This is a genomic window from Citrobacter freundii complex sp. CFNIH9 (assembly GCF_002903305.1).
Classification (GTDB): Bacteria; Pseudomonadota; Gammaproteobacteria; order Enterobacterales; family Enterobacteriaceae; genus Citrobacter; species Citrobacter portucalensis.
On sequence record NZ_CP026238.1, the window covers coordinates 128,424 to 148,439 of the forward strand.

General features: G+C 54.7%; 20 protein-coding genes. 11 read left to right on the top strand and 9 right to left on the bottom strand.

Translation table 11 applies throughout. The features are described from left to right. Positions 1-21: 21 nt before the first annotated feature. Positions 22-1,104 (top strand): cellulase family glycosylhydrolase, encoded by a 1,083-nt coding sequence (locus C2U43_RS00630; RefSeq protein WP_103285958.1) that lies wholly within the window; start codon positions 22-24, stop codon positions 1,102-1,104. Here the strand turns inward: C2U43_RS00630 and emrD are convergent. The 3 genes from emrD to tisB all read right to left on the bottom strand — a co-directional run bounded on the left by emrD (position 1,031) and on the right by tisB (position 3,453). After that, positions 1,031-2,215 carry a multidrug efflux MFS transporter EmrD gene (emrD, locus tag C2U43_RS00635; protein ID WP_032934162.1) on the bottom strand — a complete coding sequence of 395 codons (1,185 nt, stop codon included), beginning with the start codon at positions 2,213-2,215 and terminating at the stop codon, positions 1,031-1,033. The genes C2U43_RS00630 and emrD overlap by 74 nt on opposite strands. Positions 2,216-2,406: 191 nt before the next feature. Further along, positions 2,407-3,240: a DMT family transporter gene (locus C2U43_RS00640; RefSeq protein ID WP_020996046.1), complete on the bottom strand. Its 834-nt coding sequence runs from the start codon at positions 3,238-3,240 to the stop codon at positions 2,407-2,409. Between the two features lie 123 nt (positions 3,241-3,363). Beyond that, positions 3,364-3,453, bottom strand: a complete 90-nt coding sequence (gene tisB / locus C2U43_RS00645) for a type I toxin-antitoxin system toxin TisB (protein WP_003023909.1) — start codon at positions 3,451-3,453, stop codon at positions 3,364-3,366. Between the two features lie 522 nt (positions 3,454-3,975). On the opposite strand from tisB, the gene ivbL reads away from it, so the two are divergent. The 7 genes from ivbL to uhpT all read left to right on the top strand — a co-directional run bounded on the left by ivbL (position 3,976) and on the right by uhpT (position 11,283). After that, positions 3,976-4,074, top strand: a complete 99-nt coding sequence (ivbL, locus tag C2U43_RS00650) for an ilvB operon leader peptide IvbL (RefSeq protein ID WP_003827118.1) — start codon at positions 3,976-3,978, stop codon at positions 4,072-4,074. A gap of 107 nt (positions 4,075-4,181) precedes the next feature. Next, positions 4,182-5,870: an acetolactate synthase large subunit gene (gene ilvB, locus C2U43_RS00655; protein WP_048215245.1), complete on the top strand. Its 1,689-nt coding sequence runs from the start codon at positions 4,182-4,184 to the stop codon at positions 5,868-5,870. Positions 5,871-5,873: 3 nt separating this feature from the next. Beyond that, on the top strand, positions 5,874-6,164 hold the full coding sequence (gene ilvN / locus C2U43_RS00660) for an acetolactate synthase small subunit (RefSeq protein ID WP_003023914.1): 291 nt from the start codon (positions 5,874-5,876) through the stop codon (positions 6,162-6,164). A 154-nt stretch (positions 6,165-6,318) separates the two neighbouring features. Beyond that, positions 6,319-6,912 (top strand): transcriptional regulator UhpA, encoded by a 594-nt coding sequence (uhpA, locus tag C2U43_RS00665; protein WP_003023923.1) that lies wholly within the window; start codon positions 6,319-6,321, stop codon positions 6,910-6,912. Continuing rightward, complete coding sequence (gene uhpB / locus C2U43_RS00670; protein WP_103284546.1) at positions 6,909-8,411, top strand: signal transduction histidine-protein kinase/phosphatase UhpB; 1,503 nt, start codon at positions 6,909-6,911, stop codon at positions 8,409-8,411. The genes uhpA and uhpB overlap by 4 nt, the downstream gene beginning before the upstream one ends. Before the next feature lie 9 nt (positions 8,412-8,420). Next, entirely contained in the window at positions 8,421-9,749 is a 1,329-nt protein-coding gene (locus C2U43_RS00675; RefSeq protein WP_048237040.1) for an MFS transporter, read from the top strand. Positions 9,750-9,891: 142 nt separating this feature from the next. Continuing rightward, the gene (gene uhpT / locus C2U43_RS00680) at positions 9,892-11,283 is read left to right on the top strand and encodes a hexose-6-phosphate:phosphate antiporter (RefSeq protein WP_003023929.1); all 1,392 of its coding nucleotides are present in this window, start codon (positions 9,892-9,894) and stop codon (positions 11,281-11,283) included. Positions 11,284-11,330: 47 nt separating this feature from the next. Here uhpT and C2U43_RS00685 read toward each other — a convergent pair whose 3' ends face one another. Next, positions 11,331-12,236 carry a LysR family transcriptional regulator gene (locus tag C2U43_RS00685; RefSeq protein WP_103284547.1) on the bottom strand — a complete coding sequence of 302 codons (906 nt, stop codon included), beginning with the start codon at positions 12,234-12,236 and terminating at the stop codon, positions 11,331-11,333. A 105-nt stretch (positions 12,237-12,341) separates the two neighbouring features. Here C2U43_RS00685 and C2U43_RS00690 point away from each other — a divergent pair, with 105 nt between their 5' ends. The 3 genes from C2U43_RS00690 (at position 12,342) to nepI (ending at position 14,753) form a co-directional block, all read left to right on the top strand. Then, positions 12,342-12,794 carry a DUF1198 family protein gene (locus tag C2U43_RS00690; protein WP_003827141.1) on the top strand — a complete coding sequence of 151 codons (453 nt, stop codon included), beginning with the start codon at positions 12,342-12,344 and terminating at the stop codon, positions 12,792-12,794. A gap of 99 nt (positions 12,795-12,893) precedes the next feature. Further along, positions 12,894-13,418 (top strand): SRPBCC domain-containing protein, encoded by a 525-nt coding sequence (locus tag C2U43_RS00695; protein ID WP_003827143.1) that lies wholly within the window; start codon positions 12,894-12,896, stop codon positions 13,416-13,418. Between the two features lie 141 nt (positions 13,419-13,559). Beyond that, positions 13,560-14,753, top strand: coding sequence for a purine ribonucleoside efflux pump NepI (gene nepI, locus C2U43_RS00700; protein WP_008786516.1), 1,194 nt, complete (start codon positions 13,560-13,562; stop codon positions 14,751-14,753). Between the two features lie 61 nt (positions 14,754-14,814). On the opposite strand, the gene C2U43_RS00705 is transcribed toward nepI, so the two are convergent. The 5 genes from C2U43_RS00705 to C2U43_RS00725 all read right to left on the bottom strand — a co-directional run bounded on the left by C2U43_RS00705 (position 14,815) and on the right by C2U43_RS00725 (position 19,776). Then, positions 14,815-16,194, bottom strand: coding sequence for a carbohydrate porin (locus C2U43_RS00705; RefSeq protein ID WP_008786515.1), 1,380 nt, complete (start codon positions 16,192-16,194; stop codon positions 14,815-14,817). Between the two features lie 205 nt (positions 16,195-16,399). Further along, complete coding sequence (locus C2U43_RS00710; protein WP_008786514.1) at positions 16,400-16,702, bottom strand: PTS lactose/cellobiose transporter subunit IIA; 303 nt, start codon at positions 16,700-16,702, stop codon at positions 16,400-16,402. A gap of 12 nt (positions 16,703-16,714) precedes the next feature. Then, complete coding sequence (locus tag C2U43_RS00715; protein ID WP_103284548.1) at positions 16,715-18,097, bottom strand: glycoside hydrolase family 1 protein; 1,383 nt, start codon at positions 18,095-18,097, stop codon at positions 16,715-16,717. A gap of 20 nt (positions 18,098-18,117) precedes the next feature. Further along, positions 18,118-19,449: a PTS cellobiose transporter subunit IIC gene (locus C2U43_RS00720; RefSeq protein ID WP_008786512.1), complete on the bottom strand. Its 1,332-nt coding sequence runs from the start codon at positions 19,447-19,449 to the stop codon at positions 18,118-18,120. Positions 19,450-19,461: 12 nt separating this feature from the next. Next, on the bottom strand, positions 19,462-19,776 hold the full coding sequence (locus C2U43_RS00725; RefSeq protein ID WP_008786511.1) for a PTS sugar transporter subunit IIB: 315 nt from the start codon (positions 19,774-19,776) through the stop codon (positions 19,462-19,464). Positions 19,777-20,016 lie beyond the last annotated feature (240 nt).

Consider the following 20,016-nt stretch of genomic DNA (forward strand, 5'->3'; position numbering starts at 1 on the left):
AAATACGTGATATCACTCCTGATGATTTGCGTAAGGACGACCGTGTTAAAGCCGATTGTTTCCCTTTTACTGTTGGCCAGCGCCACCGTGTGTGCCGCGCAACCTGCGTTGACGGCGGCGCAGTATGTGCAGCAGCTTGGGGTTGGGATGGACGTAGATTGGGCGCGTACCGATCGGGGCATCCGTGAATTCGATCCGCTGGTGGTGAGGGATTATAAGGCGAAAGGGTTGACCCACGTGCGTATTCGCGTGGCGGGTGAGCCTACGGAGGCGCGGCTCATTCATCTGCGCAAGCTGGTGGAAGCCTGCGAGCAGTATGGCGTGATCCCGATAATCGCCTATCAGGCTGACGAGTATAAAAAAGACCCCAGTGCCAGTAACGAAAAAGAGGTGGTTAACTGGTGGGTGGCGGTGGCGCATTACTTTGGTCAAAGTTCGCCGCTGCTGGGTTTCGACCTGATTTATGAACCTGCCGATAAGCTCAACCATAATCAGGCGTCGCTCAATAGGGTGTATGACAAAACCATCCATACCATCCATGCTATCGATCCACAGCGAATGATTTTTATCGCGCCGAAACTGCATGCCGCACCGGAAGATTTACCCAACCTAAAGTTGCCGCCGCAAAGTCAGAATACCGTGTTGGCCCAATGGCATATTTTCCCGTGGGGGCCGCTGAAAAATAACGGTAAATACCCGTGGACCTCAGGGACAGCGGCAGAAAAGGCCGCCATTCGCGCCCGTATCAATACTGCCATTCACTGGCAGCAGAAAACCGGTCATGTTAGTTGGGTAGGAGGCTGGTCGCCGGGAGAAACCATCAGGAATGCGCCTTCTGCCTCGCAAATGGCGTTTGCCCGCTTTATGGCTTGCGAGCTGAAGAAAGCGAAAGTTCCCTATGCTATCAATGCGGATACGCAGTTCTATGATGGTGAGGAAGGGGCATGGAGACCGGCGCTGGAGCCGTTGTTGAATACCATGATTGCCCCTGAGTGTGAAAAGCCCGGCGAGAAGCCGGGCCATCATACGCTTAAACCGCCTGTCCCTGATGCGACACGCGTGACGCCAGCGGAAGCCAGCAAACAAAAATCAACAGCCCCATAAGGGTCATCAGCAGGCCCAGACTGGCTTGCCCGGTCTGCGGCAGCATGGCAGAGAACCACGCCAGCACGCCGGAACCAATGTTCTGTAATCCACCAACCAGCGCACCAGCAGTACCGGCCAGGAACGGGAAAGGCTCCATTGCGCCGCTGGTTGCCAGCGGAAACAGCATCCCGGCGCCGAAGAAAAACAGTGCGGCGGGAACCAGCAGCGTCCAGACGTTCATCACGTCGAACAGACCAGGGATCCACATCATCAAGCCGGCGACCAGACAGCAGATAACCGACTGCCACATTAGCGTCGAGAAACGCTTATTCGGGCGACCGGCGAACCAGGCACCAAAAAATGCCGCCGGAATGGGCAGAATAAACAGGATACTGACCACCATGCTGCTTAAGCCGAGACGCGCGCCTAACAACACCCCGGAACAGGCTTCGAAGACCGCAACGCCCGCCAGGCCGCCGATCAGCATCAGCACGTAACAGGTGAAAGAGCTGTTGCCAAACAGCGTTTTGTAGCTGGCGATAAGCCGTGGACGCGGCGCACCTGCGGGGCGCGTTTCCGGCATCCAGCGCGCCATGCTAAACGTAACGCCTGCGCACAGCACCAGCAGGAAGATGTAACAGGCTCGCCAGTTCCACAGGGTATCCAGCATACCGCCAATCAGCGGTGCCAGCAGTGGGCTGACCAGAATTCCCATGTTTAACAGGCTATTAGCGTGGCGTAACTGCGTGCCTTCATACAAATCGCGCGGTAAAGTTCGCGCCATCACACCGCCGACGCCCGTTCCCATCCCCTGTATTGCGCTGGCGATAATCAATACCGTCAGGCTGTGGGTGGTTATGGCGACCAGCGTAGCCAGCATAAAAATGGACATCCCGGCGAGGATCACCGGGCGGCGGCCAACGCGATCGGAAAGTGGGCCGTAAATCAGTTGTGACAGGCCGTAGGTCAACAGATAGGCGGCCATCACGCTTTGCACCGCCCCTTCGCGAACGTTCAGTTCACGCGCCATATCAGCAATCGCGGGGATATAAATGGTTTGCGCCATCTGACCTACCGCCACCAGTAATACCAACATCAACAACAAATTGACGCTTCTATGCCTTTTCATTTCGCTGATTACTTTTCAAAAAGTGAAAAAATAAGAATAAGGTGCTGCACTTTCCCGTAAATGCGCGTGGAATCTACCACAACAGAAAAAGAAGGCCAGATAGTGGGCTGGAATGTTTAAACGATGAACGGCAGGAAATGTAAACAAAAAGCGGCAACAAATGTTGCCGGATTGCATCGGGTTTACAGAGGTCATGATAAGCGTAGCAAAACTGCGCCTATGGCAATGCCTCCAGCAGCAACAAGACGTATTCCGGCAACCTTTTCTTTCAGTAGCAGCCACGCGAGCAGCGCGCCAAACAGGATGGAAGTTTCACGCAGCGCAGCGACTACCGCCAACGGAGCCTGAGTCATGGCCCACAGCGCCAGACCGTAAGAACCCATTGTGCCAATCCCACCAAGAATACCTTTCTTCCACTGCTGTACCAGATAGCGCGACGCTTCCCGGCGTCGGGCAATCATCGCCCAGCCCAGCAGGCAGGAGCCGTTCAGAAAGAAGGTCCACAGCGTATAACCCAGCGCGGTTTCAGATAAACGTACGCCGGTGCCATCAACCAGCGTATATCCGGCGATAAAGCAGGCGTTAATGAGCGCCAGCACGATCCCGCGTTGCGAGCTGCTGCGTCCGTTAAACGCCATGCCGAGGATCGCCAGACAGATCGTGGCAATCCCCACCCAGGCTAGAACAGAGAGGCTATCGCCAAGAAACAGGACGCTGATAATTGCGACCAGCAGCGGCGCTGTGCCGCGCATTAACGGATAGGTCTGGCTCATATCCGAAACCTGATAGGTTTTGGCGACCAGGACGGTATATACAATTTGCAACGCAGTTGAGACGGCTAAAAAAGGCAGGCTGGCGGCGGAAGGTTGCGGCGCAAAGGGTAAGCAAATCAATGCCATAATTGCAGCAGAACCGCTGACACCGATCGCTGAGTACAGTTTATCGTTTCCAGCTTTAACAATGGCATTCCAGCTGGCATGCAGCAGCGCGGCGAACAGCAAAATGCAGAAAACAGAAAGCGTCATGGTGGAATTCTTCCCTGAGAATGTCATAAAAACGTAACATATTGGCGCGACACAAGCACCAGGGAGAAGGTGAAAGGGGAGCGGAGTGTTACCCGCCCCCCTTAGGTGCGACTTGAATCCGAATTACTTAACGTATTTCAGAACGGCATCAAGTAGTTGCAGTGCTGCAACAATGAGTTTGAGGATAAGAATAGCGATATCCACGAGGCTCATACGCTCTCCTTTTGGTACAAGGAGCACGGTGCTGACGTACCTCGCCGCTGCCTGTTGCCAGCACCTTTGTTGACATAACACAGTGTGCTCACACGGGGGTTAAGGCGCTGACGGCACCACCCGTTTCAGCCAGGACTTTGATGCGCCGGTTTACGATGCGGCCCCCGCATAACACATTGCGTACCGAGACATTATAGATAAACACTGTATAAATTAACAGTATTTTATGGACGTTACGCTATTCATGTTCCATACTCAAAACCATCAAAATTCGTGCCGAAATTGCGTGTTCTTCGCAGAACGCGTATACTTTTTTCGTTGACATAACACAGTGTGTTCGGCGGCTACCAACCGCACAGCACTGAAAAAAACCTCGCTCCGGCGGGGTTTTTTGTATTTCAGCAATGCACAACGAAATGTGATCGTTGACGCATTTTTATGCAGATGAAAATTTTTCCATTGTCACGCTGAAAAACCTGTGTTTGTATAAATCCAGTTAATCAACAAACAGACAGGTCCCTAATGAACCCTTCCATGCTGACTGCGACCCTACTAAAAACTGCGCCATCTCGCGCAGCGGTCGTCGTGCGTGTGGTGGTGGTCGTCGGCAATGCGCCGTAGGGTCCGAATCAACACACGATTCCAAAACCCCGCCGGCGCAAACCGGGCGGGGTTTTTCGTTTCAGAGACCTGCCCGGAGCAAAGGCCCAGAATAAAAGGACTGGAGCATGGCAAGTTCGGGCATAACATCCAAGCGTACGCGTTTTACGGGCGCAGAATTCATCGTTCATTTCCTGGAACGCCAGGGGATTCAGGTTGTTACCGGTATTCCCGGCGGATCGATTCTTCCCGTCTATGACGCCTTAAGTCAAAGCACGCAAATCCGTCATATCCTGGCGCGCCACGAGCAAGGAGCTGGGTTTATCGCGCAGGGAATGGCGAGAACCGATGGCAAACCCGCCGTCTGTATGGCCTGCAGCGGACCGGGCGCAACCAATCTGGTGACCGCCATTGCTGATGCGCGTCTGGATTCCATCCCGCTGGTGTGTATCACCGGGCAGGTTCCGGCCTCAATGATAGGCACCGACGCCTTCCAGGAAGTCGACACCTACGGCATCTCTATCCCCATCACTAAGCACAACTATCTGGTCCGCCATATCAGTGAATTACCGCAGGTCATGAGCGATGCGTTCCGCATTGCGCAGTCCGGACGTCCAGGCCCGGTGTGGATAGACATTCCTAAGGATATTCAAACCGCTGTTTTTGATATTGAAGAGATGCCGGAGCCTGCGCAGAAAATGGCGGCACCAGCGTTCAGCCAGGACAGCATTCGCGATGCCGCAGCCATGATTAACGCCGCACAGCGTCCGGTGCTGTACCTCGGCGGCGGCGTGATTAACGCACCTGAGCGCGTGCGTGAACTGGCGGAAAAAGCGATGCTGCCCACCACTATGACCTTAATGGCGCTCGGTATGTTGCCGAAAGCCCATCCGCTGTCGTTAGGCATGCTGGGCATGCACGGCGCGCGTAGCACTAACTTTATTCTGCAAGAAGCGGATTTATTGATTGTTCTGGGCGCACGTTTTGATGACCGGGCGATTGGTAAAACGGAGCAGTTCTGCCCGAACGCCAAAATCATTCACGTAGATATCGACCGCGCGGAGCTGGGTAAAATCAAACAACCGCACGTGGCGATTCAGGCGGATGTCGATGAGGTTCTGGCGCAATTGATCCCATTAATTGACGCGCAGCCGCGAGAGTCGTGGCATCAGACGGTGGCCGATTTACAACGTGAATTCCCTTGCACTATTCCGCAGGAAAGCGACCCGCTCAGCCACTATGGATTGATCAACGCCGTGGCTGCCTGCGTAGACGATAGCGCTATTATCACCACCGACGTAGGCCAGCATCAGATGTGGGCGGCACAGGCTTATCCGCTGAACCGTCCGCGTCAGTGGCTGACCTCCGGCGGTCTGGGAACTATGGGCTTTGGCCTGCCAGCGGCAATTGGTGCAGCGCTGGCCAATCCCGACAAAAAAGTGCTGTGCTTCTCCGGCGACGGCAGCCTGATGATGAATATTCAGGAAATGGCGACAGCCAGCGAAAATCAGCTGGATATTAAAATCATCCTGATGAATAACGAAGCGTTGGGTCTTGTATATCAGCAGCAGAGTCTGTTCTATAAGCAGGGTGTTTTTGCCGCGACCTATCCGGGGATGATTAACTTTATGCAGATAGCCGCCGGGTTTGGTCTCGAAACCTGCGATCTGAATAACGAAGCGGACCCACAGGCAGCGTTGCAGGAGATTATTAATCGCCCTGGGCCTGCGCTGATCCACGTGCGCATCGATGCCGAACAAAAAGTGTACCCGATGGTGCCGCCGGGTGCGGCAAACACAGAAATGGTGGGGGAATAAGCCATGCAACAGCAGACACATGACAACGTAATCCTGGAACTCACCGTACGCAACCATCCGGGCGTAATGACTCACGTTTGCGGGCTGTTCGCCCGCCGCGCGTTCAACGTAGAAGGCATTCTCTGTCTACCGATTCAGGACAGCGATAAGAGCCGCATCTGGCTACTGGTCAATGACGATCAACGTCTTGAGCAGATGATAAGCCAGATCGACAAGCTGGAAGATGTGGTGAAAGTGGCCCGCAACCAGTCCGATCCGTCGATGTTTAACAAAATTACCGTGTTCTTTGAGTGATTCGCTCAAGGCTTGAACACCAAAGCACTTATCGTTAAGGTAAGCGCTTTTGCTGGATGGCGGCATTAATGCCTTATCCGGCCTACAACGGCACCCGCCCGTAGGCCTGATAAGCGTAGCGCCATCAGGCATGCCTTAGCGCCAGGATGAACCCATGATTACCGTTGCCCTTATTGACGACCACCTCATCGTCCGCTCCGGCTTTGCCCAACTGCTGGGGCTGGAACCTGATTTGCAGGTGGTCGCTGAGTTTGGCTCAGGCAGTGAGGCGCTGGCGGGATTACCGGGACGCGGCGTGCAGGTGTGTATCTGCGACATCTCGATGCCTGATATCTCCGGTCTTGAACTGTTAAGCCAGTTGCCAAAAGGAATGGCGATTATCATGCTCTCTGTCCACGACAGCCCGGCGCTGGTGGAGCAGGCGCTCAACGCGGGCGCGCGTGGTTTCCTTTCTAAACGTTGTAGCCCGGATGAGCTGATCGCGGCGGTGCATACCGTAGCGACAGGCGGCTGTTACCTGACGCCGGACATCGCCGTCAAACTGGCGGCCGGTCGTCAGGATCCGCTCACCAAACGCGAACGTCAGGTGGCGGAAAAACTGGCGCAAGGTATGGCGGTCAAAGAGATTGCCGCTGAACTGGGTCTGTCGCCGAAAACGGTGCACGTGCATCGCGCCAACCTGATGGAAAAGCTGGGCGTCAGCAACGACGTCGAACTGGCCCGACGGATGTTTGACGGCTGGCAATGAACACGCTCTGTTCCCGGTTAATCACTGTTGTTGCCTGCTTCTTTATCTTCTCTGCCGCGTGGTTTTGCCTGTGGAGCATCAGCCTGCATCTGGTTGAGCGCCCGGAGCTGGCGGTACTGCTGTTTCCGTTTGGCCTGCGTCTGGGGTTGATGCTGCAATGTCCGCGCGGCTACTGGCCGGTGCTGCTGGGCGCGGAATGGCTGCTTCTTTTCTGGTTGGCGCAGGAAGTGGCGCTGGCCCATTTGCCACTTTTGATGATCGGTAGCTTCCTCACGTTACTCCCGGTGATGTTGATTTCGCGATACCGCCATCAGCGCGACTGGCGCACGCTGTTGTTGCAGGGCGCGGCGCTCACGGCGGCGGCGTTGCTGCAATCGCTGCCCTGGCTTGGGCAAGGTGAAGAGGCGTGGGACGCGCTGCTGCTGACGCTCACCGGCGGATTAACGCTGGCGCCGATCTGCCTGGTGTTCTGGCACTATCTGACCAGCACGACCTGGCTGCCGCTGGGCCCGGCGGTGGTGTCGCAGCCGGTGAACTGGCGCGGGCGACATCTGGTCTGGTACCTGCTGCTGTTTAGCGTCAGCCTGTGGCTACAGCTCGGTTTACCCGCCGAACTTTCGCGCTTCACGCCGTTTTGCCTCGCGTTGCCGATCATTGCGCTGGCCTGGCACTACGGCTGGCAGGGGGCGCTGATTGCGACGCTGATGAACGCCATCGCGCTGATTGCCAGCCAGACCTGGCACGATCATCCCGTCGATCTGTTGCTCTCGCTGCTGGTGCAAAGCCTGACCGGGCTGCTGCTCGGTGCGGGTATTCAGCGTCTGCGCGAACTTAACCAGTCGCTGCAAAATGAATTAGCACGCAACCATCGTCTGGCGGAACGCCTGCTGGAAACCGAAGAGAGCGTGCGCCGGGATGTGGCGCGCGAACTGCACGATGATATCGGCCAGACCATCACCGCCATTCGCACCCAGGCGGGTATTGTTCAGCGGCTGGCGCCGGAAAACGCAGGGGTGAAGCGCAGCGGGGCGCACATTGAACAACTTTCTCTCGGCGTGTACGATTCGGTGCGTCGCCTGTTAGGCCGTCTGCGACCACGTCAACTGGACGATCTCACGCTGGAGCAGGCCATCCGCTCACTGATGCGCGAAATGGAGCTGGAAAGTCGCGGTATCGTCAGCCATCTCGACTGGCGAATTGATGAATCTGCACTTAGCGAAAGCCAGCGGGTGACGCTGTTTCGCGTCTGTCAGGAAGGGCTGAACAACATCGTTAAGCACGCCAACGCCAGCGCGGTGACGCTTCAGGGCTGGCAACAGGATGAACGGCTAATGCTGGTGATTGAGGACGACGGCAGCGGCCTGCCGCCTGGGTCGAATCAACAGGGATTTGGCCTCACTGGGATGCGTGAACGGATTAGCGCCCTCGGCGGATCGCTCTCGATTTCCTGTACGCATGGCACGCGGGTCAGCGTGTCGTTACCCCAGCGATATGTGTAAGGCGCGGTCATGTTTTCGTTTTTAAAAGCTCCGGCCAGTGCGCCGCTCATTACTGATAAGCGTGAAGTGGATGCCCTCTACCGCTACTGGCGGCGGCATATCCTGACCACCATCTGGCTCGGCTACGCGCTGTTCTATTTCACACGCAAAAGCTTCAATGCCGCCGTACCGGATATCCTCACCAGCGGCGTGCTGACTCGCAGCGACATTGGGCTGCTGGCGACGCTGTTTTACATCACCTACGGCCTGTCGAAGTTTGTTTCCGGTATCGTCAGCGACCGATCCAACGCTCGCTATTTTATGGGCATCGGACTGATTGCCACCGGCGTGGTAAACATTCTGTTTGGATTCTCCACCTCGCTATGGGCCTTTGCGGTGCTGTGGGCGCTGAACGCCTTTTTCCAGGGCTGGGGATCGCCGGTCTGCGCGCGTTTATTGACCGCGTGGTATTCGCGTACTGAACGCGGCGGCTGGTGGGCGCTGTGGAACACCGCGCACAACGTCGGCGGGGCGCTGATCCCTATCGTGATGGCGGCGACAGCGCTGCACTACGGCTGGCGCGCCGGGATGATGATCGCCGGGCTGTTGGCGATTGTGGTGGGGATTTTTCTCTGCTGGCGGCTGCGCGACAGGCCGCAGGCGATTGGTCTGCCGCCAATTGGCGACTGGCGGCATGATGAACTGGAAATTGCCCAACAGCAGGAAGGTGCTGGGCTGAGCCGCAAAGAGATCCTCACCCGCTATGTGCTGCTGAATCCTTATATCTGGCTGCTGTCACTGTGTTATGTGCTGGTGTACGTGGTCCGTGCCGCGATTAACGACTGGGGCAATCTGTACATGTCGGAGACGCTCGGCGTGGATCTGGTGACCGCCAATACCGCCGTGACCATGTTTGAGCTGGGCGGATTTGTTGGCGCGCTGGTGGCGGGTTGGGGTTCGGACAAGCTGTTTAACGGCAACCGCGGTCCAATGAACCTTATTTTCGCCGCCGGAATTTTGCTCTCCGTTGGCTCGCTGTGGCTAATGCCGTTCGCCAGCTATGTGATGCAGGCCGCGTGCTTCTTCACCACCGGATTCTTCGTCTTCGGCCCGCAGATGCTGATCGGCATGGCAGCGGCGGAGTGTTCGCACAAAGAGGCGGCGGGCGCGGCAACCGGATTTGTCGGGCTGTTTGCTTATCTGGGGGCATCGCTCTCCGGCTGGCCGCTGGCGAAGGTGATGGAGGTCTGGCACTGGACCGGATTCTTTGTGGTGATCGCTATTGCGGCGGGAATTTCCGCGCTGCTGCTGCTGCCGTTTTTAAATGCCCAGGCTCCGCGCGAACTCAACGAAGCGTGATGTACCTCACCTTTTTGTCCCGAGTGGAGCAAAACTAAGAAATTTTCCCGGTTTCACCTGGACGCTGTCTCAGGCGCGTCTTCCGGCTGATTTTTACAATGCCTGCCATTCGCAGGTATAAAAATTAGCTCGGGAGTGTCAAATGCTGGCCTTTCTAAACCAGGTGCGCAAGCCGACCCTGGATCTGCCGCTCGATGTGCGGCGCAAAATGTGGTTCAAACCGTTCATGCAGTCCTATCTGGTAGTCTTTATCGGCTACCTGACCATGTACCTGATCCGCAAAAACTTCAACATCGCGCAGAACGACATGATCTCCACCTACGGGCTGAGCATGACGCAGCTGGGGATGATTGGCCTGGGCTTCTCCATCACCTACGGCGTGGGTAAAACGCTGGTTTCCTACTACGCGGACGGCAAAAACACCAAGCAGTTCCTGCCGTTTATGCTGATCCTCTCCGCCATCTGTATGCTTGGCTTCAGCGCTAGCATGGGCGCGGGTTCAACCAGCCTGTTTTTGATGATCGCTTTCTACGCGCTGAGCGGTTTCTTCCAGAGTACTGGCGGCTCATGTAGCTATTCCACCATTACTAAATGGACGCCGCGTCGCAAACGGGGTTCTTACCTCGGCATGTGGAATATCTCCCACAACCTCGGCGGTGCGGGTGCGGCGGGCGTGGCGCTGTTTGGCGCTAACTATCTGTTCGACGGTCACGTCATCGGTATGTTTATCTTCCCGTCGATTATTGCTCTGATTGTCGGCTTTATCGGCCTGCGCTACGGCAGCGACTCCCCGGAATCTTATGGCCTCGGTAAAGCCGAAGAGCTGTTCGGTGAGGAGATCAGCGAAGAAGACAAAGAGACCGAAGAAAACGAGATGACCAAATGGCAGATCTTTGTTGAGTACGTGCTGAAAAACAAAGTGATCTGGCTGTTATGTTTCTCGAACATCTTCCTGTACGTAGTGCGTATCGGTATCGACCAGTGGTCCACAGTCTACGCCTTCCAGGAGCTGAAGCTTTCCAAAGAAGTGGCGATTCAGGGCTTTACCCTGTTCGAAGTGGGCGCGTTGGTCGGTACGCTGCTGTGGGGCTGGCTCTCTGACCTGGCGAACGGTCGTCGTGCGCTGGTGGCCTGTGTAGCGCTGGCGTTGATTATCGCCACCCTGGGCGTTTATCAGCACGCCAGCAACCAGTACGTTTATCTGGCTTCGCTGTTTGCGCTGGGCTTCCTGGTGTTTGGCCCGCAGCTGTTAATCGGCGTTGCGGCAGTCGGATTTGTGCCGAAAAAAGCGATCGGCGCAGCCGATGGGATTAAAGGCACTTTCGCTTATCTGATTGGTGACAGCTTCGCCAAGCTCGGTCTGGGGATGATTGCCGACGGCACGCCGATTTTCGGGCTGACCGGCTGGGCAGGCACCTTTGCTGCGCTGGATACCGCCGCCATTGGCTGTATCTGCCTGATGGCCATCGTGGCTGTGTTTGAAGAACGTAAAATTCGCCGCGAGAAAAAGATTCAACAATTGAAAGTAGCTTAAGTTAAGTGTGCATTGGTAACTTTTGCCCGCCTTAATGGCGGGCTTTTTTATGCTCTCAACTGGCTGGTTTCATGTACCAGATTGCGCAGCCACTGATGAGCGGCATCGCGGTGCGTGCGTTCATGCCAGGCCATGCTTTTTGTAAAACCGGCTATGGGCAGCGGGGGCGGTAAAACGTGCATACGGGTGTCGTCATACGCCAGACGGGCAGGAACAACGGCAATCATATCGCTGATAGCGAGGATGTCCGGCAATACCAGGAAGCTGCTAACCGACAAACCAATCTGCCGTTGGCGTCCGACGCTTGCCAGTGCCTCATCGGTGACGCCCCAGAAACTTTCACCCTCATAAGAAACCAGCACATGCTCCAGCGCGCAGAAGCGATCGAGCGTCAGCGGTTGCCCCGCATCAGGATGCGCATGACGCATGAGACAAACGTACTCTTCATCATATAACGCCCGGCTATGCAGGTTGTCGGGCGTGGAATCCGGCGTCAGCAACGCCAGGTCGATTTTCCCCTGCTCAAACTGTGTGGTGAGCAGCACTGGCTCAACCGGGATCACTCGTACACGAATGCCCGGTGCGCGCACGCGAAGCGCGGCAATAAATGGCACGATAACTGATTTGAGCGCGTAATCCGTAGCGGCGACGGTAAAGGTGAGCGCTGCGGTGAGCGGGTCAAATTGTGTCGGTTTAAGCAGGATATCGATATCGCTGAGGATTTGTTTGACCGGGGCGGCCAACTGTTGGGCACGCAGCGTCGGAACAATGCCATGCGGTGTGCGACTAAACAGCGGATCGTCAAAATAGTCGCGCAGGCGGTTAAGCATACCGCTTACCGCAGGCTGGGTGAGCGACAGCCGCTGCGCCGCCCGGGTTACGCTGCGTTCATCCAGCAGGGCATCCAGCGTTTTTAACAGATTGAGATCGAGCGTTCTGATATCAGATTTCATGATGTCTGCCTGCGAGTTCGATAAGTCACATTATGACACGTTCAGTCGTCGACAGAGGTGAATTTGCCGCTATGATGGGCGTCCTGTCTGGTAATGGATGTGCGCATGATTTGGATAATGCTGGCCACGCTGGTGGTTGTTTTTGTGGTGGGATTTCGGGTGCTAACGTCCGGGTCGCGGCGGGCAATTCGCCGTCTGAGCGAGCGGCTGAACATTGATGTCGTGCCGGTAGAATCGATGATCGATCAGATGGGAAAAGTACAGGGTGAGGCTTTTTTACAGTACCTCCACCGTCCTGATGAATCGCATCTACAAAATGCTGCCCAGGTGCTGTTGATCTGGCAAATCGTTATTGTCGACGGCAGTGAGCAGAACTTGTTGCAATGGCACCGCTGGCTGCAAAAAGCCCGGCTGGCTGCACCGATTACCGACGCGCAGGTGCGTCTGGCGCTCGGTTTTCTGCGCGAGATGGAGCCGGATATGCAGGAGCTTAATGCGTTCCAGATGCGCTATAACGCCTTTTTCCAGCCCGAGGATGGCGTGCACTGGCTGCACTGATATCAAAATTTATGATGACGACTATTTTGAATCGTCATTATCTTTATATCTTACGCGAAAGCATGATGTACCTCGTTAACTCACACGACGAGGTACATCATGAATCAAGCGACTCAACAACGTGCAATTATCTGGCCTGCAGCGTATCTGCCGGGGACGACTGATAACTTTGCCTCAAATGAAATTATCGTTGCCGGACTGAGCGCCCGTGCCGTCTGGGCACAGCTTAATGACACAACGCGCTGGCCGACGTATTACAGCAACGTGGCGGATATCCGTTTTCACGACGGTTCCGGTCCATTGTTGAGCATGGATGCCCGTTTTCGTTTTACGACTTTTGGTTTCCCCATCGAAGCGCAAATCACCGAGTATGTGCCGCCGGTTGACGGCCAGGCCGCGCGTGTTGCCTGGCATGGCTGGGCGGAAGGCGATGCCACTACACGTCTGGATGTGATCCACGCCTGGCTCTTTGAGGATTTACCCGGCGGGCGCGTACGTATTCTGACCCAGGAATCACAAATTGGCGTTCCGGCACAAGAACTGGCACGTACGCTGCCCAATCCGATGATCAACGGTCACCAGGAGTGGATAACCGGCCTGGCCCGGGCTGCGCGTGACGCTTAATTGAGCCAGAAAGGGCACTCTGTCCTGGGCCGGATAAGGCACAGCCGATCTCCGGTGAATAGTTGTCAAAACGTTAAATACGTCACAAATTTAATGTTACACTGCGTAACTTTTCTACAATAACCCCACGCAGGTAACAAAATGAGTGAAGCTGTTGAACAAAAATCCCGCGCTGAGGCAAATTCCCGACCTAACTGGTCGGCGGTATTTGCCGTGGCGTTCTGCGTTGCCTGCCTGATAACCGTTGAATTTCTCCCCGTTAGCCTGTTAACGCCGATGGCGCAGGATTTGGGGATTTCTGAAGGCGTGGCCGGGCAATCGGTGACCGTGACGGCATTTGTCGCCATGTTCGCCAGCCTGTTTGTGACGCAAATTATTCAGGCGACCGATCGTCGCTATGTGGTGATCCTGTTTTCGGTGCTACTGACGCTTTCCTGTCTGCTGGTTTCCTTTGCCAATTCTTTTTCGCTGCTGCTCGTTGGCCGCGCCTGCCTCGGTCTGGCGCTTGGCGGCTTCTGGGCGATGTCGGCGTCGCTGACCATGCGTCTGGTTCCTGCACGTACGGTGCCGAAAGCGCTGTCGGTTATTTTTGGCGCGGTCTCCATCGCGCTGGTAATTGCCGCGCCGCTGGGGAGCTTTTTGGGCGGCATTATCGGCTGGCGTAACGTGTTTAATGCGGCGGCGGTAATGGGCGTGCTGTGCACGATTTGGGTGGTGAGAGCGTTGCCTTCGCTGCCTGGTGAACCTTCGCATCAGAAACAAAACATGTTCAGCTTGTTGCAGCGTCCAGGGGTGATGGCCGGGATGATTGCCATCTTCATGTCCTTTGCTGGTCAGTTCGCCTTCTTTACCTATATTCGCCCGATCTATATGAATCTGGCGGGCTTTGACGTTGATGGCCTGACGCTGGTGCTGCTGAGCTTCGGTATTGCCAGTTTCGTTGGTACGTCGTTCTCGTCGATGATTTTGAAGCGTTCGGTCAAACTGGCGTTAGCCGGTGCGCCACTGGTGCTGGCGCTCAGTGCGCTGGTCCTGATCCTGTGGGGCAGCGACAAAGTGGTCGCGGCAGGTATTGCGATTATCTGGGGACTGTTGTTTGCGCTGGTACCGGTCGGCTGGTCGACGTGGATCACCCGTTCGCTTGCTGATCAGGCAGAAAAAGCCGGATCCGTCCAGGTCGCCGTGATCCAGCTTGCCAATACCTGCGGGGCAGCGGTGGGAGGCTATGCGCTTGATACCCTCGGACTGCTGTCGCCCCTGATGCTTTCCGGCAGCCTGATGCTGCTGACGGCGCTTTTGGTGGCAGCGAAAGTTCGCATAAAAGGTATGCAATAATCTCGGTGTTGTTCGCCGGATAAGGCGTTCTCGCCGTATCCGGCACTTCACGACTCACTAATCAGAACCATGCTTCCCACATGGCACCAAGGTTAAAGTCGTCCAGCGTTTCATCCTGCGTGCCGTTGACCCGCGCGGTGCGATCGTTATCCACCTTGCCGCCGGTGACGTAGAAGCGCAGCATCGGGCGGAACTCTGGTCCCATGGCGATCGACATGTTCTGCGACAGCGTCAGTTTCCAGCCGTGGTTATCCCCGCCGTTGTCGTAATCTACGCGCTGATAGCCCGCTTCCAGCCAGGTGGAGTGAACGTCGTTCCAGAAGTACATTGGACGCACAATCGCGCCGTAGTTCTTACGGTTATCGCTCTTATCGGTGCTGTTGTCGTAATCATGGAATGCTAACAGGTATTCCACCTGCGCCTGGCGGGTAAACTTATGACTTCCCTCGAAGCTGGCGTAAACCGTAGTCAGGTCGTCGGTTTTGTTATAGACGCTGTTGTCGGAGTTATCAGAATAACGGGCAATCACTTTATTCACACCGCTGTCGTTGGTATGGCTCAGCACGAATGCGCCCTGCCAGGCTTTCAGGCGGTCATCGCTCTCGACGGCTTTGGAGTCAAAACCGTAGTTGGCGTAGATCTCCAGATCCAGCGGGCCCACTTTCATATTGTGAATTTTTGACGTCACAGCGTAGTTGCCTTTATCGCCGGTACCGGAACCGCCAGTACAGGTAATACGCGATGGGTTGGCTTCGTCTTCCATCACTTCCGGGCTGCACGATTCAACTGCGGCAACGGTGGCGACATCAAACTGTACGCCGCCGATGTCGAAGTTCTTCACCCCGGCGCCCTGGCCGTCGTGGTTCATCCAGAAGTAGTCGTTGATACCCTGTTGCGGACGCTGGTGGAAGTCGCGGCCTGCCCAGATATAGGCGTTGGGATTGGATTCCAGTACGTTGGTGACGCCCGCGTAGGCTTTTTTCAGGTTAACTTCGTCGCCCCAGTGGTCGATCATCACGTTGATGTCCCAGATGGCGCCGTTATCGCTTTTGAACGCTTTTGAGAGCTGGAACTCGCCGCCGTTGCCTTCGTTACCCAGGCGACCGATAGCGGAAGCACCGTTGTAGGAGCCATCAACGCCAACGTATTTCTGATCGCCGCTCTGGAAATGCGCGCCGTAACGCGCATAGCCGCTGAATTTCACACCGAACGGAATAGCCATATCCGGCGATTGCGCCGCACTTTGCGGCTCGTTAATGACATCGGTTTTTTTCGCCACGGCGGCGTCCATTTTTGCCTGACGCTCAGCCAGCGCTTTATCGACGGCTTTGGCAACGATGGCATCGATTTGTTCTTGTGTGAATTCCTGTGCGAGGACAGAAATTGGGCACAGCGCGGCGACGACCGCCAGCGTGACTGGAAGTTTTTTTATCATGTTCATGGTTATCTCATCGACACTTTACCCTTCAGTTTGCGTAGAGCATTCTGAATAAGTGTGTGCATTAATTTATTTTAAGATAATAACCATCCCGTCTCGGTTTAATTTGCTATCACCAAAACAAGTTGATTTGTCTATTTAATAACGGGTACAGGGCTGCTTTATTTAATCGTAATGCTTTCTCCGTTGTTGAATGTTTAATTAACGATTAACGCTGATACAGATGAATAATTTCTTCTGACAGTTCGCGGGCTAATAACGACGTCATTAAGTGATCCTGCGCATGCACCATAATTAATGTCATTGGTTGCCGGGCTTCCCCGGCGTCCTGTTCGATCAATTTGGTTTGCATGTGATGAGCCTGACGGGCGTAACCGTCAGCCTCACGAAGCAGGCTTTTTGCCTCGTCAATATTGCCGGCGCGCGCGGCATGCAGCGCTTCAAAGCACAGACTGCGGGATTGCCCGGCATTGACGATGATTTCCATTACTGCTTCTTCTAATGCAATCATGTTGTTCTCTTCCTAATCGAATCCGTTATTTTCGGCGGTCTGGGCAAACCATTCGCCGCTTTTTTTCACCGTACGTTTTTGCGTTGCTAAATCTAACTGAACAAAACCGTAGCGGTTTTTATAGCCGTTAAGCCATGACCAGTTATCAATAAAGGTCCACATATGGTAGCCAAGACAATTACAGCCTTCGCTAATTCCTTTATGTAGCCATTTAAGATGATCAGAGACAAATTCAATACGGTAGCTGTCGTTGATTTGCTCTTGCTGAATAAAACGCTGCTCATTCTCGACACCCATACCGTTTTCAGAAATAAAACAGCGCGGGTTGCCATAATTATCACGCAGATTGGTAATAATATCGTAAATACCAGGCTCATAAATTTCCCAGCCACGGTAGGGGTTCATTTTCCGCCCCGGCATTTCGTAATAATCAAACAGCCACTCCGGCATAAACGGTGCATCCGGGTTGACGGCGCTATCACGACATTTCACGCGACGCGGCTGATAGTAGTTGATGCCGAGCAGGTCGATTTTGCCCTCGGCGATTAACTGGCTGTCGCCTGGCTGACATGTTGGTAATTGATCATACTCCTTCAGCAGCTCAACCAGATCCGCCGGATATTCACCCTTCAGCACCGGGTCAAGGAAACTGCGGTTAAACATCAGGTCCGCATAGTGTGCGGCTTTTACATCCGCCGGATTTTGTGAGCGCGGGTAGGAAGGCGTTAAATTCAGCACCACGCCGATTTCACCGTCATGGTTTGCGGCACGATATGCCCGAACCGCCGTCGAATGCGCCAGTACGGTGTGATACGCCACGGTGGCTGCACGTTTGAAATCCACCACATTAGGGTAATGGAAGTCATACAGATAGCCGCCTTCAACCGGGACAATTGGCTCGTTAAAGGTAAACCAGTGCTTAACCCGGTTGCCGAACAATGTAAAACACGTTTGTGCATAGCGGCCAAACGCCTCGACCACTTCACGGTTTTCCCAGCCACCTTTCTCCTGCATCACCATCGGCATGTCGAAATGGAACAGGGTGATAAATGGCGTAATGCCTTGTGCCAGCAGCTCGTCGATGACGTTGTTATAGAACTCGACGGCTTCAGGATTAACCTCGCCGGTACCGTCCGGAATCAGGCGCGACCAGCTCAGAGACGTACGGAAGCTGTTATGCTTCAGCTGTTTGAGCAGTGCGATGTCCTGTTTCCAGTGCTGATAAAAGGTCGAGGTAGTTGCCGGGCCAACTCCCTGATGGAAACGACCTGGCTGACGGTCGAACCACACGTCCCACGTGGTCTGGCTTTTGCCGCCGTTCAGGCTATCCCCTTCGGTTTGCAGCGCTGAGCAGGCACTGCCCCACCAGAAGTTTTCAGGAAAACGGTATCTCATTGTTCTGACTCCTTGATTCATTATGAGTTGCTACGGGCAGCGTTCGCCACGGAGACGGCATCCTGTGCTTTTTGCTCTTCGGTTTTCAGCAAAGAACGTTCGTAAGCACGCAGGAATGGAAGGTACATCAGCGCTGACATCGCCATACAGATAAAGCACATCACCACCGGACTTAATGCCCAGTTTGCGGCCCAGGAAGCACCGATTGGCGCAGGCGTAGTCCACGGCGTCAGTGAAACAACCTGTGCCAGCCAGCCGAGTTTGGTGGCGCTATAGGCCAGCACGGCGTTAACCAGCGGGACGCAGACAAACGGGATGAACAACATCGGGTTCATGATGATTGGCGCACCAAACAGAATAGGCTCATTGATATTAAAGAAACTAGGCACAATTCCCATTTTGCCGATAGTACGCAGATGCGCGACGCGACTGCGCAGCAGCAGGAATGCCAGCGGTAAAGTTGAACCGACGCCGCCAATCAGCAGGTAGTGATCCCAGAAACCTTGCAGATAGACATGGGGCAGCGCAGCGCCCGCTGCCAGAGCGGCCTGGTTAGCGGACAGGTTCGCCATCCAGAATGGGTTCATGATGCCGGTTACGATCAATGAGCCGTGAATGCCGGCAAACCAGAAAATCTGGCACAACAGCACAGAAAGCAGAATAGCGGGCAGTGAGTCAGAAGCGGAAACCAGCGGCTCCAGCAGGTGCATAATCGCCTGCGGGATGATCATCCCAGTTTGTGCTTCGATAAACAGGTTCAGCGGATGCAGGGTCGCAATCACCACCAGTACCGGAATGAGGATCTCGAATGAACGCGCGACGCCGGTCGGGACTTCCTTCGGCAGGCGGATTGTCACGTTATTCTGCTTCAGCCATGCATATATACGGGTGGAGTAAATGGCGGTGATGAGGGCGGTAAAGATACCCTGACCGGAAAGATACTGCGTCGAGATTTTACCGTCGGCATAGGGCGCAGCAACCAGTAAAAACGCCATAAAGGCCAGCAGGCCAGACATCACCGGATCGAGGTTAAACTGACGGCCCAGGCTGGCACCAATGCCCACGGAGATAAAGAACGTCATAACACCCATGCTGAGGTTAAACGGCAGCATCAGCTGTTCACGATAAGTTGCCGAGAAATCGAGCCAGCCCCGGGCAAAGCTGTTGGTGGTATCGGCAGAGAACGGCGGAAAAATAAACACCAGCATGAAGGAGCCGATGATCATAAACGGCAGCGCCGCCGTAAAACCGTCACGAATTGCAATCACATACTTCTGCTGCCCTAACTTGCCAGCGAGCGGGGTGATGGATTGTTCAATGACGGCAACCATTGACTGATATAACGAACTCATAATGACACCTTTCTAGTGTGTCGCTTCAATCAGCGACAGAGCATAATCCAGCACTTTGTCACCGCGTTGCATACCGTAATCCATCATATCTATGGCTTTTACGGGTATACCCTGGGTGGCAGCCTTTTCGGAGAGCGTATTAAGCATGTACTTTACCTGGGGGCCGAGTAGCACCACCTGGTAATTTGGAAACTGAATGTCAAATTCGGAAACGCCGTAGGCCTCAATCTTCACAGGCAATCCGCGAGACTCTGCCTCTTCAACCATTTTGCGAACCAGCAAGCTGGTGGACATCCCTGCTGAACAACACAACATAATCCTGAACATAGTGAACCATCCTTTAAATGTAAAAACTTATTGCGAGTCTGATTTGATATCATACGGAAACCGGTTTCCATTCATGGAAAACAGAACTGTGACGGCCATCAAGATCTTATTCTTATAAGGCTAATTATTTGGATTTAGCTCACGAAATTAGCTGTGAAGATCTCTTTTTGAGTCCAAATGGAAAATCGGTTTCCATGAAAAACGGAAACAGCTATACTGCGGATGGTGATTATTTGAGCC

Bases quoted from the DNA above. Each gene is read 5' to 3' on its own strand.
- emrD (WP_032934162.1), bottom strand. From the start codon at position 2,215: ATGAAAAGGCATAGAAGCGTCAATTTGTTGTTGATGTTGGTATTACTG.
- C2U43_RS00685 (WP_103284547.1), bottom strand. From the start codon at position 12,236: ATGAAATCTGATATCAGAACGCTCGATCTCAATCTGTTAAAAACGCTG.
- uhpB (WP_103284546.1), top strand. From the start codon at position 6,909: ATGAACACGCTCTGTTCCCGGTTAATCACTGTTGTTGCCTGCTTCTTT.
- C2U43_RS00690 (WP_003827141.1), top strand. From the start codon at position 12,342: ATGATTTGGATAATGCTGGCCACGCTGGTGGTTGTTTTTGTGGTGGGA.
- C2U43_RS00640 (WP_020996046.1), bottom strand. From the start codon at position 3,240: ATGACGCTTTCTGTTTTCTGCATTTTGCTGTTCGCCGCGCTGCTGCAT.
- C2U43_RS00675 (WP_048237040.1), top strand. From the start codon at position 8,421: ATGTTTTCGTTTTTAAAAGCTCCGGCCAGTGCGCCGCTCATTACTGAT.
- ivbL (WP_003827118.1), top strand. From the start codon at position 3,976: ATGAACCCTTCCATGCTGACTGCGACCCTACTAAAAACTGCGCCATCT.
- nepI (WP_008786516.1), top strand. From the start codon at position 13,560: ATGAGTGAAGCTGTTGAACAAAAATCCCGCGCTGAGGCAAATTCCCGA.
- uhpA (WP_003023923.1), top strand. From the start codon at position 6,319: ATGATTACCGTTGCCCTTATTGACGACCACCTCATCGTCCGCTCCGGC.
- C2U43_RS00715 (WP_103284548.1), bottom strand. From the start codon at position 18,097: ATGAGATACCGTTTTCCTGAAAACTTCTGGTGGGGCAGTGCCTGCTCA.
- C2U43_RS00710 (WP_008786514.1), bottom strand. From the start codon at position 16,702: ATGATTGCATTAGAAGAAGCAGTAATGGAAATCATCGTCAATGCCGGG.
- ilvN (WP_003023914.1), top strand. From the start codon at position 5,874: ATGCAACAGCAGACACATGACAACGTAATCCTGGAACTCACCGTACGC.
- uhpT (WP_003023929.1), top strand. From the start codon at position 9,892: ATGCTGGCCTTTCTAAACCAGGTGCGCAAGCCGACCCTGGATCTGCCG.
- tisB (WP_003023909.1), bottom strand. From the start codon at position 3,453: ATGAGCCTCGTGGATATCGCTATTCTTATCCTCAAACTCATTGTTGCA.
- C2U43_RS00720 (WP_008786512.1), bottom strand. From the start codon at position 19,449: ATGAGTTCGTTATATCAGTCAATGGTTGCCGTCATTGAACAATCCATC.
- C2U43_RS00630 (WP_103285958.1), top strand. From the start codon at position 22: ATGATTTGCGTAAGGACGACCGTGTTAAAGCCGATTGTTTCCCTTTTA.
- C2U43_RS00725 (WP_008786511.1), bottom strand. From the start codon at position 19,776: ATGTTCAGGATTATGTTGTGTTGTTCAGCAGGGATGTCCACCAGCTTG.
- C2U43_RS00695 (WP_003827143.1), top strand. From the start codon at position 12,894: ATGAATCAAGCGACTCAACAACGTGCAATTATCTGGCCTGCAGCGTAT.
- ilvB (WP_048215245.1), top strand. From the start codon at position 4,182: ATGGCAAGTTCGGGCATAACATCCAAGCGTACGCGTTTTACGGGCGCA.
- C2U43_RS00705 (WP_008786515.1), bottom strand. From the start codon at position 16,194: ATGAACATGATAAAAAAACTTCCAGTCACGCTGGCGGTCGTCGCCGCG.